Below are 16,466 nucleotides of genomic sequence, written 5' to 3' on the forward strand. Positions count from 1 at the left end.
CGGCCCCTCAGTCCTCGAAGCCCTCCGCCGCGCGGGCCTCGCGGAGCTCCTTGATGGCCCGGCGCCGGGCCAGCCGGTGCGTGCGGCGGATCTGCGCCTCCTGGTACCGCCGCCGGTCCCGGTCGGTCTCGGGCAGCACCGGCGGCACGAGGCGCGGCTTGCCGTCGGCGTCCACGGCGGCGAAGACGAGGTACGCGGAGCCCACCTGCTGCGCGGGCGTCGACTCGTTCCAGCGCTCGGCGAGGACGCGGACGCCGACCTCCATGGACGTCCGTCCGGTCCAGTTGACCTGCGCTTTCACATGCAATGTGTCCTGTAAAACACAAACTTAGGCAGCAACAAGCTTGAGCCCCTTGGCCTGCTGGCCTTGAGGCTTCTTGGTCAACGACACCTTGCGGGGTGCCCACGGGTCGGGCTCCCAGATGGGGTGCAGTTCGTAGCGGGACGTGGCCCGCTTCCCGGGGCCTCGGTCGACGCGGTACACAACGACCCGTCGCACCAGCTTCCGCAGGATCTCGTTTCGGGCGGCGTAGGGGAGCGTGTCCCACTCGTCTATGAGGCCGACGATCAGCGGTTCATAGTCGACCTGCTGGGGCGTCGCCTCAATTTCGGCGACTTCCTGTAGCGCTTGCTCGGCCGCCGCCTTCTTCTTCTTGATCTTGTCCCGTGCCGCTTCGTACTCGCCGGGGCCGTACTCTTCCGGATTCACGGCGTGGTCGGCGCGGAGTCGGGCCAGGCCGTCAGCCTGTTTCTGAATCTCCTTGGTCAGTCTCTCCTTCTCTCGCGCGGCGAGTTCCCTCGCCCTGCCGACCTCGCGGCGCCGCTCCTCGACGGCCGGGGCCGCGTCGATGTCCGGGGCCGCTTCCGTGGCCAACCAGTCCAGTACGAACCGTTCCAGGCGGGCCCGGGTGGTGCTGACTCCGCAGCATCCGCTACCGCCGCTCTTGATGTACCAGTTGCAGCGGTAGCCGTAGCCGTTGACGGTCTTGCCTGTCGAGCCGCCCCGGAATGCGGCCATGCTGCGACGGCAATCGCCGTGGCGTACCAGGCTGGTGAGCGGGTAGCTAGCGTTCCTCTCGCGCGGGGGCAGGCTCTTTATCAGGGCGCGGTTTCCCTGGTACGCCTTCCATAGTTCGTCGTCGACGATGGCCGGTTGCGCACCGGGTAGGTATCTCCAGTTCTTGCAGGTGGAGAGTTCGCCACATTTACAGGCCGTGTCGTGCGAGCGGAGGTATCCGGCGGCGAATCCGCTGTCCATGTACTTGCGGAGTGCGGATTGTTCCCAGAGGTTCCCCATGGTGCTGCGGAAGCCCAAGGAATTGAGCCAGGCGCAGATGACTGTGAAGCCCTGTCGGCCGTAGACCTTGCGCTCGTATGCTTCGAGCAGTATTTCCGCTGTTTCGGGATCGAGCGAGTACCGCTCTTTTTGCAGGGTTTCTGTTTTCGGGTCCCAGCGGCGGTGCCAGATGTAGCCGAAGCGCTTGCGGCCGGTGGCCGGAAGCCGTTCGGTGTTGCGGCGGTGCTCGTGGGTCTCGCGCCATTGTTCACCGGCGCGGTTGCTTTCGTAGTTGCCGAAAGCGAAGATCATTTCTTGCTGGAACTCGCCGATTGCTGTTCCGGCGTCGACGGGTTCCGTCGCTGATTCGAGGCGCCCGCCTGCGTATTCGAGGCGGGCGAGGTTGACAGCGTTGCCGGTCCTGTTGCGCCCGAATCGGCTGTAGCGCCATACGGCTATGCCGGAGGCGAATCCCGCCTCAACTCCTTCTATGGCGCGCATGATCTTGCGCTTGAAGTTCCTGCCGGTGGCGTCGAGATCGACAATGTAACCGATGATGCGGCGGCGTGTGCGGCGGGCCCACTCGTCGAGGGCCGCCTTTTGCAGTTCGGGGCTGATTTTCTCCTCTCGCCATGTGCTGACCCGGATGTAGCCGATGTACGCCTCAAGGTCATCAAGGCCTGACAGGTCATCCGGTACTTGCATGTCCGGCAGAAATGTCGCGGGCGTGCCGCCCGCGTTGAAGGATTCAGGTACCTCCCGGAAGAGCTTTTGCAGTTCTTCCCATGTGATAGGCGGTGTTCCTGCTGTGCGTATCACGTTTCCCTTTCCCGTTATCGGGTCGGTCCGGATGGGTCACTGTGCCTTTCGTTTGGAGTGACTGGTGTGGGGGCGCAGTGTGACCACGTTGCCCGGGGCCTGCTCGTCCCCGTCCCCGGCGGGTTGGCCTCCGTTCGGGGGTGCGGTGTGCTGGTCGAGCAGGCCGCGCGCGACGTGGTCGAGCGCGCGGCGGTATCCGGCGTTTTCCGCTTCGGCGAGTTGGTGGGCGTTGAGGCGTTGGGCGTTGTGCACGGTGTGGACGATCAGCAGGGGGACCGCGGTGAGCACGGTGAGGGCTCCGCACATGGCCGTGTTGTCGTGATCGCTAAGGATTCCGTAGATTCCCGCGCTGAGCCCGAGTGCGAGGAGCGCGACGGCGAATGCGGGCATGTAGCGGGTGATCAACTGTGCCTCCGTGCGTCAGTTCTCGGCGGTGCGCCCTTCGCCGTTGTGGGGCGGAGTGCGTTGCAGGGTTTCTGTTGTGGCGATGAAGACTCGGCGCGCTTGGGGGTCGTGGATGCCGAGTTCGTCGGCTGCCTCTTCGGGGGTCAGGGGGTGTTGGCGCGGTTGGGGGGCGCGGACGCGGTCGAGTTCGGCGGCGCTGATGATGCCGGCGGCGATCAGGACCTCGGGCAGGGGCAGCGTTAGGGCCTCGGCGAGTAGGGCGAGGTTGCGGGTTTCGGTGCTGCCCTTGCCGCTGAGGATGCGACTGATGGTGGCGCGCCCGATGCCGGAGTCTTCGGCGAACTTGGTTTGTCCGCCGCCCCTAGGCCCTAGGTCGTAGCCGCGCCTGGTGAGCTGATCTCGCAGCCAGGCGGCGAACTGCTCTGCGGTGGCGCGGGTCTCGTAGCGGGGCGTCGCCTCGGTTCGTCGTTTCATGAACGAAACATAGCGTGCATGAACCGAACGAGACATACCAACCTGCGGATGCGCGCAGCGTAACCACCCCCTTCACCCTCGTGCCGCCCTGAGCTGCGCATATGCATCGAACATATGTCGGAGTAACTGAGTGTGCATGTGCTGGCACGGCCAGTCAAGCGTGATAGCGGAGTGAAGTTCGGTCATTTGTGTGGCGCGTGTGTTCGATCTCAGTGCTACGGTTCATCCATGAACGATAACGGTTCGTTCATGGAAGGACGATGTTGATGGTTGTCTACGACCGCGCACGCCTGATCGAGGCCGCCCGCGCCGCGGGCGATGCCACCCCCTCTGACACGGCCCGGCGCCTGGAGGTTGCCCGGGCCACCGCGTGGCGCCTGTGGCACGGCCGCACCGCCCCGTCAGCGGCAGTGATCGCCGCAGTGGGACGGCACTACGGCATAGCCGCTGACCAGCTGATACAGCGGGTGGCCCCGTGAACGGGCCGGTGATCAGCCGCGCCCAGGCGATAGCCGATGCCCGCCGTGCCCTTGACCGGGCCCGCGCCCGGCGGGATGCCGACCGCGCCGCGGGCCGCCTCGCGCCGGAGATCGAACTCATCTGCCGCCGCTTGGAGCGCCAGCAGCGCGCCGCGCGGGCCGCTACCGCGCCGCGCCGCGCCGCCTGAACGACAGACGGAAGGGGCCGCCCCGGATTGCGCCCGGGACGGCCCCGCCACGACCGCCAGCTAAGGACCGATCGTGACCATGCCCGACCCTACTCGCCCTGCCCCGCGGGCCCCGCTCGCCATCCTGGGGGCCCGCACTGCCCGGCGGCACCTCCAGCGGACCGGTGTCATCGCCCGCCAGCTGCACGTCATCGCCCCGGGCACCGTCCACGTGCGGACCGTTCCCGTGCGCAGCAACCGCCGCGGTGAGTTCCGCCTCGCAACGCATGTCGCCCTGACCGGGGCGGACGGTCGCCCCGTGGCCGCGTCCGTGGACGCACACCGCGCCGTCAAGGGGTTCTTGACCCGGATGTTCCCTGCCGCCGACTGGTCGCGCCCCCTGGCCTACGACGCGCGCACCGGCCGCCTGGCCGCAGATGAGCCGGCCGTGCCCGCCGCGCTCAGCCGCGCCGCCGGGGAGGTGGGCCGGTGATCCGCCCGCAGCTGTCCGCCGACGGCCTTGCCGTGCGTCTGCCCATCGGGGCCCGCGCCGAGCAGCTGCTCGACGACCTGGCCCTCGCCTATGCCGAGGACCCCGACAACGTTGCCGCCCTGCTCGCCCATCACGGCGAAAACGTGCGAGCGCTCGACCACGCGATCTACGGGCACGGCGTGCCCGAGTACGAGCGCGCCATGAGGGCCGCCGCCGCGGACGGGAGCCGCGAGGCCCTGGCCGCCGAGGCGCCGATCGCCGCCGACCTCGACGACCTGCTCGGCCCCGACGCGGCGATCACCCTCGCCGGGCGGATCACCCGCCTCGCCGCCCACATCCGCCACACCAGCACGAACCGGAGCCCGCGCCCGTGAACGTCACCACCCTGCCCACCGCCCTGACCGGCCACCTCGACCCCGTCACCGGGCCCGCCCGCACGCCCGACGTGGTGTACGTGCCCGCGCCCGACGGCGCCCCCGCCGACGCGCCGCGCGTGTTCGCCGCCATCAACGCCGTGATGCGCGACGCGATGCCCGTCGGGAAGGACCGGCGGAACGAACAGCAGAACTACGCGTTCCGAGGCATCGACGATGTCATGTCGGCCATGGCGGGCCCGATGCGGGCGCATGGCGTGTTCATCCTGCCGACGATCGCCGACCACCAGACCCAGCGTGACGGGAAGATGACCCGCACCCTGATCACGATGCGGTACCGGGTGTACGGGCCCGCGGGTGACTGCCTGGTCGCCGACGTGCCCGGCGAAGCGTTCGACTACGCCGACAAGAGCACCAACAAGGCCCAGAGCGCAGCCCTTAAGTACCTGCTGTTCACGCTGTTCATGCTGCCCGTCGACGGCCGCAGCATCGACGACGGCGACCGCCACCACCCCGAGCCGCCCGCCGAGCACCGCGCCGAGCAGGCACAGCGCCAGCAGCGGCAGCAGAACCAGCGCCAGCAGCGCGGGCAGCAGCCGCGCCGCGGCAACCGCGCCGAGCCGGGCCCGTGGGAGCAGCCGGCCCAGCGGCAGCAGCGCCGCGACTACCTCGCCGAAGCCCAGCGGGCCGACAACGAGCACCAGTTCGCCAAGATCCGGGCTGCCGCCGCCGAGAACGGCGCCCCCGCGGACTACCTCGCCCGCCTCGACGCCGTCGCGGCGCAGAAGCGGGCCGCCGCCCAGCAGCCGCAGCAGCAGGCCCAGGGCGCACAGCAGCGCGGGGCCCCGCAGCAGGCCGAGGAACACGTCGCAGCCGTGGGCGAGATGTTCGACGCCGCCCGCACGGCGGGCGTGACCGACCGCGCCGAGGTCGAGCAGCTGTTCACCTCGCGCCACGGCGTGAAGCCAGCCGAGGCCACCGTCGCCCAGCTGCGCGAGATGCGCGACGACCTGCTCGACGCCGCCAAGGAGGCGACCGCATGAGCGCCGAGCGGCAGACCGAGCAACCGGCCGAGTCGCTGCGCGAACTCGCCACGCAGGAAGCCGTGTTGAAGCTGCTCGCCGAGCGGGTGGCCGCCGCGCAGAAGGACGTGAAGGCTCGCACACAGCGCGCCCTCGACGCCGCGCAGAAGCGCGACGGGACCGAGCGGGTCGGGGCGTACCTCCCGACCGGCGAGCAGGTCGCCACGATCTCTCTCCGCAAAGGCGAGACGGGGCCGGTCGTCACCGACGAGGAAGCCCTCGCCCGGTGGATCCGGCAGACGTGGCCCGGCGAGGAGTGGACCGAGACCCGCATCGTGCGCACGGTCAAGCCGTGGCGCCTCGCCGAGATGCTGGCCGAGATGGACGCCGCGGGCGCGGCGAAGCTGGTCGACAAGACGACGGGGGAAGTCCTCGACGTGCCCGGCGTCGTCATCAAGCCGACGCGCGCCCGCACGCACGGGATCACGTGGCGCACGGGCGGTAGGGAGCAGACGGCCGAGGCGTGGCGCACGGGCGTCCTCGCCGGTCAGCTCGCCGCCCTCACGTCCGGGGGTGAGGCCGCATGACGCGCACCCTCGACCGTGCCGAGCAGCTGATCGCCGAGCGGTTCACGGACGTACCCGGACAGCTCGCCCTCGACGTGGCCGACGGATTGCGCGTGGGGTCGCTCTGCTCGGGTTATGGCGGCCTCGACATGGCCGTGTGCGACGTGCTCGGCGCGTCCGTGGCATGGCACTGCCAGTACGACCCCGACGACAAGCACCAGTACGCCGCGCGCATCCTCGCGGAGCACTGGCCCGACGTGCCCAACCTCGGCGACATCACGCTCATTGAGTGGGTCGCGATCCTCGCCCTGTACGGCCCCATCGACGTGCTGACGGCCGGGTTCCCGTGCCAAGACGTGAGCCTCGCCGGTCTGCGCGCGGGCATCGCCGAGGGCACGCGGTCGGGCCTGTGGGCCCACGTCGCCCGCGCGATATCCGTCCTCCGCCCCCGATTGGTAGTGATCGAAAATGTCCGCGGACTTCTCTCGGCCAAGGCCGCTCGCGGTGTGGGACCCGACGGCACGCCTCTGGATGAAGACTCCGCCGGAACCGACACTCTTCGAGCTATCGGTGCCGTTCTCGGAGATCTGGCCGGCCTCGGGTTCGATGCGGAATGGCACGTGCAGCGTGCATCCGACATCGGGGCCCCGCACCAGCGTGCGCGCGTTTTCGTCATCGCCTGGCCTGCTGCCGACTCCGACCACGAGCGAGGGGAACGGTCCGGGGGCCCCGGACGGGAACCGCAACGACACGTTGCGGGCCCGCGTCCGGCAGCTGCCGACGCCCAGGGCGAGGGACGGCAAAGGTGTGGGGTTCGAGGACGGCCTACCGGCGGTCGTGCAGCTGCTCAAGACGCCAACCGCACAGCTTGCGGTGAACGGGGGCTCGCAGCACCCGCACAAGAGGAAGCGGGGCGGGCACGGCCCGACGCTCGCCGACGAGGTCGAGCACCTGTTGCCGACGCCAACCGTGGCGGACTCCCGCGACACCAGGAATCGGCGGCCGGACGGGACACCGTACGGCCAGGGGTACGGGGAGACGCTGACGGATGCCGCGGCACTGCTCCCCACGCCGAGGGCCAGCGACGGCACCAAGGCGAGCCCGGGCCAGAAGCACGGCGACGGAACGCCGTCGCTTGCGGGCGCAGCGGCATCGATTGGGGCCCCTACGCCCACGCCGTCGCGCGCTGGGAAGCGATCACGCAGCGCCCCGCACCCCGGCCAACTGACGATCGAGGCCGCCTGACCGCCGCGTTCGTCGAATGGATGATGGGCCTGGACAGCGGCCATGTCACAGGCGTGCCGGGCCTGTCCCGCCCCGCCCAGCTCAGGGCGCTGGGAAACGGCGTCGTGCCGCAGCAAGCGGCCTACGTATTGCGCCTGTTGCTGCGCCGTGCGGGTATCGCCGAGCGGTTCGGACTGACCGCATGAGCGCCGAGGGCCCGCCGCCGCCCGCCTGTAACCACGGCAACCCCCGGTGCGGCTCCCGGCCGGTCCGGTTCTACCCGTGCGGGTGGCGATGCGAGGAGCACCAGCCCGCCCGGACGCGCCCCTACCTCCGCGCCGCCCAGTGACCGCCCCGGGGCGAGGACGAGCCGCCGACGCCCCTCGCCCCGGGCGCACCGCCCGACAGGAGCACAACCCCAGTGACTTGGTTCAAAGTCGACGACACCGCCCACGCTCACCCGAAGCTACTCAAGGCCGGTAACGCCGCCCTCGGCCTGTGGGTCCGCGCGGGCGCCTACGCCGCGCAGCACCTCACCGAGGGTCTGATACCGGGCGTCGTCGCCCAGCTGTACGGCACCGCGCCCCAGGCCCGGAAGCTGATCGCCTCTGGCCTGTGGCACACCTCCGGCCACGACTGCGCCCGGTGCAAGCAGCCGCCCGCCGGCGACTACGTGATGCATGACTTCCTGGTCTACAACCCCAGCCGGGCGCGCGTGGAGGATGACCGCGCACGCTCCGCCGAGCGGCAGAAACGGGCTCGCGAGAAGGCCGCCGAGCAGCGGACCCAGGAGCGTAATCCGCCCGGTCCCTCGGCGGACCGTCCGCGATCCGGTGACGATCCGAGGCCGGAAAAACGCGAACCGTCCGCCAATCAGAACGAGTTTCCGGACGGCATCGCAGGTCAGAGGGACCCGTCACGGCGTGACGGCGTGGAAGCGTCACGGTCCCCCCGTCCCGACCCGACCCGACCCGCTGTACCTCCTACGGAGGTACAGCAAGCTAGCTACGGCTCGACCCCCGCCGTGCCCCCGAACGTCGTCCCGCTCCGCGACGAACTCACCGCCGCCGGGATCGTCGTCGAGTGGTCCCTCGAAACGGCCGAGTGGTTCCGCCTTGAGGCGATCGTGAAGCGGACGGCGGTCCCGGCCCTGGTGGACCACGCCCGCGAGCAGTGGCGCCGCGCCCGGTCCCGCCCGCGCTCCGTCCGGTACTTCCTGCCCGGGTGGACCGCGCTCCCCCCGGTGCCCCCTGGTGGCCCGACTTCGCCCGGCGCCGACGTGATCCCCCTCGATGCCGCCCGCCCCGGCCGCGTGGCCCGTGCCGCCGACCTGTTCCGCACCGCCGCCCAGGACGACCCCCGGGAGAACGCCCTGTGACCCGCCAGGAAGTCGCCGCCCTACTGGCCTACGCCGTGAAGCTCGACCCTCGCAGCGCACCTGCCGACCAGGCCGCCGCCGACGAAGTCCTCGACCAGTGGGCCGATCTGCTCGCCGACGTCCCACCGACCGCGCCGCACCCCAACGGGCGTCACTGGGACGCCGCACAGGTCGTGCGCCACCACATCGCTACCAGCCCGTACCCGATCAAGCCGTCGGACGTGTCCCGCCCGTGGCACTACTTCCGCCGCGACGTAGTCGACCGGCACCACGACCCCGTACCCGCGGCCGATCCGGACGACCCCGCCGCGTACCGCGCCGCCCTGGTCACCACCCGGCACGCCGTCGCCATCGGCGCCGCGCCGGCCGCCACGTTCCGCGTGCTGACCGGCGGCACCCGCGAAGAGCGCGACCAGGTAGCCGCCGGACGCCTCGCCGCTCTCGGCAACTACGTCCCCCGGACCGTGCGCGACGCCCTCGCTCCGTACCGGCCGCGCCGCGCCGAGCGGGAGAACCGCGCCGCCGAGGGACTGCCGGACCCGCTCAACGTGGCGTGCCCCTACGAGCAGTGCCGCGCCCGCGCGGGTGAGCCGTGCCGCACCTTCCGCCGCACCCCGCGCAGCACCGCGCACCCCTCCCGCCTTGACCTCGCCACCCACCAGCACTACGCCCCCAAGGAGTCGGCATGAGCACCCCGAAGCAGGCCCGCACCCACCGCCGCAAGGCGAACCCCGGTGACCGCACCCGCAACGTCAACGCCTGCCGCGTCGAGGCGAGTTGGAACGACCGCCCGGACAAGCCCGCCACTTTGAAGACGTCGGACCGCAAGCGCGCCCGGCGCCTTGCCCGCCAGTGGGCCGCCGAAGGCGCGTACGTGATCGTCCAAGAACACACCGGGTGGGACACCTGGCGCACCGTGACCGAGATCGACGGCCCTGCCCTGGTCGCCGCGCAGCAGCGCGCCGCCGCCGAGGAGCACCGCCGCATGGAGGAGCAGCAGCACGCCGCCGCCAAGGCGGAAGCCGCCCGCCGTGCCGCTTCCGGCCGGGCCGAAGGCACTCGCGCCGACCTTGCCCGCCTCATGAGGCGCCCGCCGGTCGCGCGTGAGCAGTGCGGGCGCCGCGACGCCCGGCACGTCACCGGGGCGCAGCGGTGATGCCCGACGCCGCCCTCGCCGCCATCCGTGCCGCCGTAGAAGCCGCACACGCCCATGACCTTGCGACCGCCGAAGCCGTGGCCGCGTACGTGGCCGATGAGCTGACGGCCGTGGGGTGGACGCTCACCCTGGACGAGGCCGCCAGCAGCACGCCCGCCGCCACCTAGCAGCGCACAGGGGGCCGGTATTCCCGGCAGACCGGGCCGCCCCCGCCTGCTATCGTCCGTTCATGAACGGTAGGCACCGTTCATTAACGGACATCCGGCGCGATTGCATCCCGACGGAGGTACTTCCCATGGACCGGCCCACCCCGGCCGCCCGATTCGCCGCCAAGGTCCGCCCAGGCCCCTGGTCACTCCGCCGGGACTGCCCCGGCCCCTGCCACCTGTGGGGCGGAAGCCAGAACGAAAAGGGCTACGGAGCGTTCTGGCTCGACGGCCGCACCGTCAAAAGTCACCGCTACGCCTACGAGCAGGCCCACGGCCCGATTCCCGCCGGCCTTGAGGTAGACCACCGGTGCCGCCGCCGCGCCTGTGTCGCCCCCGCCCACCTTGAAGCAGTCACGCACCGCGAGAACGTGCTCAGGTCCACGAACCACGTCGCCGCCCGCGCCGCCGTGACCCACTGCCCCGCGGGCCACCCCTACGACCAGGCGAACACGATCCGCGCGAGGGACAGCACGCGGAAGTGCCGCGCGTGCAAGAACGCGTCCGCCCGCGCCGCCCGCCGCCGCGCCCGCGAGGACCGCCTGACCGCCGTCGAGCCCATCCGCCCCCGCACCACCTCACCCATCCTCGAAAGGGCCGCCTAACCCATGAGTGGCGAGACCACCATCACCATGACCGGCAACGTCGTTGCCGACCCCGAACTCAGGTCCACCCCCGGCGGCGCCGCCGTCTGCAACTTCCGCATGGCCAGCACCCCCCGGCGGTTCAACCGCCAGTCCAACGAATGGGAGGACGGCGACCCGCTGTTCCTCGGCGTCGCCGTGTGGCGCCAGCAGGCCGAGCACGTCGCCGAAACGGTTCAGCGCGGCATGCGCGTGATCGTCGTAGGCCGCCTCACCCAGCGCCAGTACGAGGACCGTGAGGGCAAGACCCGTTCCTCGTACGAGATCCAGGCCGACGAGGTCGCCCCGTCGCTGCTGCGCGCGACCGCGGTCGTCACCAAGGCCAACGGCGCCGCCCAGGGCGCACAGCAGTCCGCCCCGCAGTCGTACGGCCAGCAGCGCCAGAGCGACCAGTGGGCGACCAGCGGATACAGCGACGAGATCCCGTTCTGATCAGGCCCCCCGCGACCGGCCGCGCGTCCGGTCGCGGGCCCTGCCGCGCGCGTGAGCACTGCCTCGACCACCTCAACCCCGGACAGGAGCGCACCACTATGCCCCGCATCCCCGACGCCGTTGCCGTCGCCTCACTCGACACGCACCGCCTGATCGTCGCCGTACGGAACGACGGACACGCCAACGTGACATCCAACCTCGCCCCCCGCGACGTCGCCCGCGTACTGCGCCAGATCGCCGACGGATACGAGCAGCGCGCCGGACAGTGCTCGCGCGCACTCGCCACAGGCCGCCCGTGCCCCGTGCACGACGCGCCCGCCTCGCCGTCCGAGGCCCTGCTCGCCGCCGGGACCGGCGCCGCCGAGGCCGCCGCCCGCGGCATACGCAAGGCGCAGCGCTCCGCCGGCCTCGACGCCCTGCTCGCCCAGTTCGCCGCCGCCAGGTCCCCGGCCGCCGACGACCAGGCCGCCGAGGAGCCCGACGCGCTCACCGCCGACGACGTGCGCGCCGCCCTCGACTTCAACCGGCCCGACCGCGACCCGGCCCTCGCCACGCTGCGCGATGTCCTGCTCGACGACGCCCCGTGCACCCCCGAGCAGGCCCTCACCGCCGCCCGCATCATTCTGTCCGCGCACGCCCGCCACCTCGCCGCCGTGGTCGAGCGCGAACACGAGAGCACACAGAGCCGATGGGGACTCAACCGCTCTACCCGTGGCCTGCTCACGGGGTACAGCGGAGCACGCCGCGCCATCCGGGCGTACGCCGACCGCCTCGACGACGAGCAGGCCCTCGCCGAGGGCGCAGCGAACGAGCAGGCCCAGCCGTGAGCCCCCGCCCCCAGCAGCGCGCGCCCAAGGGACGCGACCGCGACCGCGGCGACCGGCGGGCCGTGGTCGACGTCCTGCTCGCCCGCGCGCACCGAGGCGTACTCACGCCCGCCGAGGGCGCCCTACTCGCCGAGCACGTACGCGAGGAGCAGCGCCTCGCCGACGAGACGCGCCGCGCCATGGCTGGCACTGCCCAGGCCCTTGACCGCCACCGCGAGGCCGCCGACGCCGCGATCGTCGAGGCCGAGCAGCGCGCCACCGACGCCGAGGGCAAGTTGTCGCAGTCCGAGACTTTGGGGCACCGCCTGTTGCAGCGGGCCGAGCGCGCCGAGGAACAGCTCGCTCACGTCCAGGCCGAGCGCGACCGCCTCGCCCGCGACGTCGACGCCACGACGCGTGAGGCGTACACCGAGCGCAGGCAGCACCGGCAGGCCCTCGCCGAGCAGCGCGCCCGCGTCGACCAGGTGCTCGCCCGCGTCCGCAACGCCCAGTCCCTCGGCGACGTCCTCGCCGCCGTCGCCGAACACGACGGGCTCTCACCGGCCGCCGCCCGCGCCCACGGCCGCATGCTCGACCGCGCCGACACCACCGAGGCCCGCCTCGCCGAGCAGCAGCGCGAGCACGACATCGCCCTCGCCACCGAGCGTCGCCGCACCGAGGGATGGAAGGCGCACACCCGCGAGGCCGAGCGCCAGGCAGGCCGGTACCGGATTGCGTGGCTGGCCGCCCGCCGCGACCGCTACGCCGACCGCGCCGCCATGGCCGCCGAACTCCCTGCCGTGCAGGCCGTCGAGCGCGTGCGCGCCCTCGCCACCGACATGCGCGAGTGGTGCAGCCCCCACGGCATAGCCAGGGACTACGCCGAGCACATCGAGCAGGCCCTCGCCGACCACCAGCACCAGGAGCAGCACGCATGACGACCACCCCCGCCCCCGCCGCCTCGCTGGTCGCCCGCCGCGCCGCCGTCGACCTCGCCGCCGTGCGCGAGCAGTGGGGCGACCTGCTCGCCGCCATCGGACGCCGCCCGGCCGCCGAGTGGCCGCCGCGCGAGTGCGCCGGGTTCCTCGACCAGCTCGCCGCCGACGACCGCGCCGAGGACGACGAGCAGCCGACCGAGGCCGTCGTCGGCCGGCTCCCCCTGCTGCTGCGCGAGCACCCGGCCCCGCTCAACCTCGACGCCCTGGACGCCGCGATAGAGGTCGAGCGCGAGCTGTTCGACCTCGCCGACGCCGTGGCCGGGCACGTGCAGCGCCCCATACGACCGGCGCGCGACAGCCGCGGCCGGTCCATCCCCGACCAGGCCGACGCCGCCGATCCGGCCCGGTGGCACACCGCCACGCACCGCGACGCCGGAGCGGCGAGCGCCGCCTCGGCAGGCTCACGCGCGTTTGGTCTGCACTGGGCCGCCATGTGGCTGGAGGGCCGCGCCCTCGACGAGACGTACGGCGACCTGTTCACCCCTATCCCCGCCCTGGTGCTCGACCAGGTCGCCGCGGTCGCCCGGCGGGCCCGGCGCACCGTCGAGCGGGCCCTCGGCCGCGACGGACGCACAACGGCCCTGGCCGAGGCGTGCCCGTGGTGCGGGGGGAGCCTGACCGGCCGGACCCGTCCGGGGGGTGAGCCGGTCGTCGTCTGCTCGGCCGGTGAGGCGTGCAGCGCGCCTGCCGACGGCCGCCGCCGGGGGGAGTGGCGGGGGGCGGAGCTGGTGGCCCTGTGGGGCGGCCTCGCCGAGGTACGCGGGCGACCAGCGGCATAGCGGCCCGGCCCCAACTCCCGGCGCGCGCCGGACGGTTGTCCGGCCGCCTTGTTGTGATTCGACTTGTGAACGGGGTTGTGAAGTCACTTCAGAAGTGCCTACAGTGTGCGGGTCACGGCGGCCCTCACCCGCCACCACCGATCAAGGGAGCGACCCCCTATGAGCACCAACCGCACGCGCTATCACGTCGGCATGAACGAGATCGGCCTCGACGCCGAGTACCGGATCGAATGCCTCGCCGACCTCGACGGCGCCCGCGCGTGGCTGACCGCCGACATCACGAACACGGCCGAGGACGCCGAGATCGTCGACGAGTTCGACGCCCTGCTGTGCAAGCTCGCCGAGATGCCCGACGCCGAGATCGTCGGCGAGTGGACGTGTGACGCGTACGTGTTCTGGGTGCGCGCCGCCGAGGACTGCGGTTGCCCGTGCGACTGCGCCGAGACTGGCCGCGCCGACGAGTGCGACGGCGTCCACAACCGCGAGGCCGCGCCCGAGCCCCAGCTCGCCGAGCCCGACGCCCAGGGCCGTTCCACGTTCGAGCTCAACGGCGACACCTACGCCGTTTTCAGCACAGCGGACGAGGCCCCTGAGGGATACTGGGCCGTCTCCAAGGTCCCCGCCGACGGTTCGATCTACCCGAGCCGCGACTACCTCGGCGCGGGCATCAGCACCCGCGAGAACGCGTTCGCGCTCGCCGTCGAGAAGCTGCTCGCGACGCGCTTGATCACCTTCCTGCCGCGCGTCTACCGCAGCATCACGGACGACGACGCCATTCGCGAGGCAGGCGAGTACCCGACCACCGACCGCGACGGGTGGGTGTGCGCCTGGTCGACCGAGGGATACGCGGTGGTGTTCGAAAACCGCGTGGAGCGCGGCATCGTGTGGCCCGGGCACTCCGTCGTAGCGAGCGTGAACGGCACTGACGGCCGCTCTCACGACCTCGGCGGGCAGTGGCGGACCGTTGAAACGGCCGCACTCGCCATCCGCGCCCACGTCCTCGACTCCCGCGCCTGACCGACTGCCAAGGGGGGCGCCCCGCGCGGGGCGCCCCCGCCCGAAGGGACACACGATGTTCGTCGAGTTCTTCCCCGTGGTCGTGACGGCGCTCCCCGCCGACGAGGACCACGCCCCCTTGCTGGTCGACCCCGCTGCCGCCCGCATCGTGCGCGCCGAGCAGGTCGTCGACGGCGACACCGTCCTCGCGTCGTTCAACGCCGCCCAGGGCCGCATGCCCGCCGCCGACTACTTCAACGACCAGTACACCGCCCGCCCCAAGCCGTACGACCCGACGTGCGCATGCGGGTCGTGCGCCACCATGGCCGACCACGAGGGGCCCGTCGTCGACCTCGGCAACGCCAACCCGTGGGACGTATGCGACCCGTGGCCCGCCACCGACCTGGTCCTGATCGTCCCCGCCGCCTGACCGTCCAGGGGCCCGCCCGCCGAGGGCGGGCCCCGCTCTCAGGGAGCACCCCCCGTGGAGACCTACGCAGCGCGCGGCGCCGCCATCAAGACAACCGGGCACTACCGCCGCCCCGGAACCCGAGAGCTGTACTGCGGGCGTCTTGCGGGTGGGCGTAACTCGATCTTCGCCGCAGTGCGCGGGTGGCGCCTGTGCAAGCGGTGTGTACGGGCCGAGGCCCGCGACCGCGCCGAGGCCGAGGCCGTCGCCGCTCAATGGCGGACCGAGGCCGTGCCCGCCGAGCCCGTCAGCCCGCTGGCGGCCTCCTCACCGTGGCAGGCACACCGCCCCGAACAGCTCACCCTCGACGGCGTGCCGTGCCCGCCCGAACAGGGCGCGCTGTTCGCCGCATAACCAACCCGCCCGCCCTCGCCCGGGGGCGGGCCCTACTACCGACAGGAGCAGCACAACATGAGCACCAGTGACCGCGAGCCGCAGACGCCCGAGGAGCAGCAGGCCGACGTCGAGCGCGCCCTTGGAGTACGCGCCCTCAAGGCGCGGCCCGAGCCTGACGCCCGCGAACTGCTCGACCGCCTGCTCGACGGCCGTCCGCAGCTCACCGCCCTCGCGCTCAACCTGGTGAGGGCCGCCCTGGAATCGGGGGCGGTCGTCGCCGACAGCCGCCCCATGACGTCGTTCGACATCACGAGCACGCTCCGCAAGGGACGCCGCGCGCAGATGCTCGCCGAGCGGACTGCGATGATCGAGCGCGAGTTCCCCAAGCACCTGTGGCCGATGGCTCAGGCCCTCAGCCAGCTCGCCGAGACCCGCAAGGCGGGCGAGAAGGCTGTCGAGAGGACTCCGCTCATGATCCGCCGCGCCAAGGCCGAGGGCATGAAGCCCACCGACATTGCCCGCTTGCTCAAGGTGTCCGACTCCCATGTGTACGCGGTCCTGCGCAAGCCCGACCAGGAGACGACCAGGGTCGAGGCATTGGTCGCCCAGTTCGTCGGACCCATGGAGCAGCTGGAACAGGACCGGTATGAGGCGCGCCGCGCCCAGGTGCCCGAGGGCCGCACCCTGTACACGTTCCGCATTGAGCTGTTTGACGGCCCTGCCGGTGAAGGCTGGCAGGCGTGGGAGGAGGGCGACACCGACGCCGACCCGGGGACCGAGGCGCAGGTCGCGGCCGATTTGCTGGCCGATGCCGAGGAGCAGAACGAGGAAGTCAGGACCCACCGCGCACGGGTTCTGATCTGGGAGGGTCCGGAAGGCGCCGCCGACGACGCCCTGTACCTCCACGAGCGCGAACCCGGCACCGAGTAACCACACCCGCAGACGCGGGCCCGTCCACCACCTCACA

Annotated in this window: 23 protein-coding genes and 1 pseudogene; 20 read left to right on the plus strand and 4 right to left on the minus strand. The window is 72.0% G+C overall.

The genetic code is table 11. The features are described from left to right. Positions 1-7: 7 nt before the first annotated feature. The 4 genes and pseudogenes from QK440_RS06730 to QK440_RS06745 all read right to left on the minus strand — a co-directional run. Positions 8-307: pseudogene (locus QK440_RS06730) on the minus strand (acyl-CoA thioesterase); the annotation flags it as partial. Between the two features lie 21 nt (positions 308-328). Further along, on the minus strand, positions 329-2,095 hold the full coding sequence (locus QK440_RS06735; protein WP_282792054.1) for a recombinase family protein: 1,767 nt from the start codon (positions 2,093-2,095) through the stop codon (positions 329-331). A 36-nt stretch (positions 2,096-2,131) separates the two neighbouring features. After that, a complete protein-coding gene (locus QK440_RS06740; RefSeq protein ID WP_282792055.1) occupies positions 2,132-2,485 on the minus strand; it encodes a hypothetical protein in 354 nt (117 codons plus the stop codon). Between the two features lie 30 nt (positions 2,486-2,515). Then, positions 2,516-2,974 (minus strand): helix-turn-helix domain-containing protein, encoded by a 459-nt coding sequence (locus tag QK440_RS06745; protein ID WP_282792056.1) that lies wholly within the window; start codon positions 2,972-2,974, stop codon positions 2,516-2,518. A 260-nt stretch (positions 2,975-3,234) separates the two neighbouring features. On the opposite strand from QK440_RS06745, the gene QK440_RS06750 reads away from it, so the two are divergent. The 20 genes from QK440_RS06750 to QK440_RS06845 all read left to right on the plus strand — a co-directional run bounded on the left by QK440_RS06750 (position 3,235) and on the right by QK440_RS06845 (position 16,429). Next, entirely contained in the window at positions 3,235-3,453 is a 219-nt protein-coding gene (locus QK440_RS06750) for an XRE family transcriptional regulator (RefSeq protein WP_282792057.1), read from the plus strand. Continuing rightward, a complete protein-coding gene (locus QK440_RS06755; protein ID WP_282792058.1) occupies positions 3,450-3,641 on the plus strand; it encodes a hypothetical protein in 192 nt (63 codons plus the stop codon). The genes QK440_RS06750 and QK440_RS06755 overlap by 4 nt, the downstream gene beginning before the upstream one ends. A gap of 79 nt (positions 3,642-3,720) precedes the next feature. Continuing rightward, positions 3,721-4,113 carry a hypothetical protein gene (locus tag QK440_RS06760; RefSeq protein WP_282792059.1) on the plus strand — a complete coding sequence of 131 codons (393 nt, stop codon included), beginning with the start codon at positions 3,721-3,723 and terminating at the stop codon, positions 4,111-4,113. Continuing rightward, a complete protein-coding gene (locus tag QK440_RS06765) occupies positions 4,110-4,487 on the plus strand; it encodes a hypothetical protein (protein ID WP_282792060.1) in 378 nt (125 codons plus the stop codon). Before QK440_RS06760 ends, QK440_RS06765 begins: the two co-directional genes overlap by 4 nt. Continuing rightward, the gene (locus QK440_RS06770; RefSeq protein ID WP_282792061.1) at positions 4,484-5,530 is read left to right on the plus strand and encodes an ERF family protein; all 1,047 of its coding nucleotides are present in this window, start codon (positions 4,484-4,486) and stop codon (positions 5,528-5,530) included. The genes QK440_RS06765 and QK440_RS06770 overlap by 4 nt, the downstream gene beginning before the upstream one ends. Beyond that, positions 5,527-6,096: a hypothetical protein gene (locus tag QK440_RS06775; RefSeq protein WP_282792062.1), complete on the plus strand. Its 570-nt coding sequence runs from the start codon at positions 5,527-5,529 to the stop codon at positions 6,094-6,096. The genes QK440_RS06770 and QK440_RS06775 overlap by 4 nt, the downstream gene beginning before the upstream one ends. Further along, positions 6,093-7,505, plus strand: coding sequence for a DNA cytosine methyltransferase (locus tag QK440_RS06780; RefSeq protein WP_282792063.1), 1,413 nt, complete (start codon positions 6,093-6,095; stop codon positions 7,503-7,505). Before QK440_RS06775 ends, QK440_RS06780 begins: the two co-directional genes overlap by 4 nt. 215 nt (positions 7,506-7,720) lie before the next feature. Beyond that, positions 7,721-8,677, plus strand: coding sequence for a mucin-2 (locus tag QK440_RS06785; RefSeq protein ID WP_282792064.1), 957 nt, complete (start codon positions 7,721-7,723; stop codon positions 8,675-8,677). Then, on the plus strand, positions 8,674-9,366 hold the full coding sequence (locus QK440_RS06790; RefSeq protein WP_282792065.1) for a cell surface glycoprotein: 693 nt from the start codon (positions 8,674-8,676) through the stop codon (positions 9,364-9,366). Before QK440_RS06785 ends, QK440_RS06790 begins: the two co-directional genes overlap by 4 nt. Next, a complete protein-coding gene (locus QK440_RS06795) occupies positions 9,363-9,833 on the plus strand; it encodes a hypothetical protein (protein ID WP_282792066.1) in 471 nt (156 codons plus the stop codon). Before QK440_RS06790 ends, QK440_RS06795 begins: the two co-directional genes overlap by 4 nt. After that, a complete protein-coding gene (locus tag QK440_RS06800; RefSeq protein ID WP_282792067.1) occupies positions 9,833-10,000 on the plus strand; it encodes a hypothetical protein in 168 nt (55 codons plus the stop codon). The genes QK440_RS06795 and QK440_RS06800 overlap by 1 nt, the downstream gene beginning before the upstream one ends. Positions 10,001-10,128: 128 nt before the next feature. Beyond that, positions 10,129-10,644 (plus strand): HNH endonuclease signature motif containing protein, encoded by a 516-nt coding sequence (locus QK440_RS06805; RefSeq protein ID WP_282792068.1) that lies wholly within the window; start codon positions 10,129-10,131, stop codon positions 10,642-10,644. A 3-nt stretch (positions 10,645-10,647) separates the two neighbouring features. Further along, positions 10,648-11,115 (plus strand): single-stranded DNA-binding protein, encoded by a 468-nt coding sequence (locus QK440_RS06810; protein ID WP_282792069.1) that lies wholly within the window; start codon positions 10,648-10,650, stop codon positions 11,113-11,115. Between the two features lie 98 nt (positions 11,116-11,213). Next, the gene (locus tag QK440_RS06815; RefSeq protein WP_282792070.1) at positions 11,214-11,942 is read left to right on the plus strand and encodes a hypothetical protein; all 729 of its coding nucleotides are present in this window, start codon (positions 11,214-11,216) and stop codon (positions 11,940-11,942) included. Continuing rightward, a complete protein-coding gene (locus tag QK440_RS06820) occupies positions 11,939-12,859 on the plus strand; it encodes a hypothetical protein (RefSeq protein ID WP_282792071.1) in 921 nt (306 codons plus the stop codon). The genes QK440_RS06815 and QK440_RS06820 overlap by 4 nt, the downstream gene beginning before the upstream one ends. Continuing rightward, complete coding sequence (locus QK440_RS06825; RefSeq protein WP_282792072.1) at positions 12,856-13,698, plus strand: zinc ribbon domain-containing protein; 843 nt, start codon at positions 12,856-12,858, stop codon at positions 13,696-13,698. Before QK440_RS06820 ends, QK440_RS06825 begins: the two co-directional genes overlap by 4 nt. 159 nt (positions 13,699-13,857) lie before the next feature. Continuing rightward, positions 13,858-14,715, plus strand: a complete 858-nt coding sequence (locus tag QK440_RS06830) for a hypothetical protein (protein ID WP_282792073.1) — start codon at positions 13,858-13,860, stop codon at positions 14,713-14,715. A gap of 55 nt (positions 14,716-14,770) precedes the next feature. Next, the gene (locus QK440_RS06835) at positions 14,771-15,124 is read left to right on the plus strand and encodes a hypothetical protein (protein WP_282792074.1); all 354 of its coding nucleotides are present in this window, start codon (positions 14,771-14,773) and stop codon (positions 15,122-15,124) included. Positions 15,125-15,178: 54 nt separating this feature from the next. Continuing rightward, positions 15,179-15,517: a hypothetical protein gene (locus tag QK440_RS06840; protein ID WP_282792075.1), complete on the plus strand. Its 339-nt coding sequence runs from the start codon at positions 15,179-15,181 to the stop codon at positions 15,515-15,517. Positions 15,518-15,574: 57 nt separating this feature from the next. Next, positions 15,575-16,429: a hypothetical protein gene (locus tag QK440_RS06845; RefSeq protein WP_282792076.1), complete on the plus strand. Its 855-nt coding sequence runs from the start codon at positions 15,575-15,577 to the stop codon at positions 16,427-16,429. The last annotated feature ends 37 nt before the right edge of the window (positions 16,430-16,466 follow it).

Origin of the sequence: Streptomyces sp. CC224B, assembly GCF_030010595.1 — a bacterium.
Taxonomy (GTDB): Bacteria; Actinomycetota; Actinomycetes; order Streptomycetales; family Streptomycetaceae; genus Streptomyces; species Streptomyces longispororuber.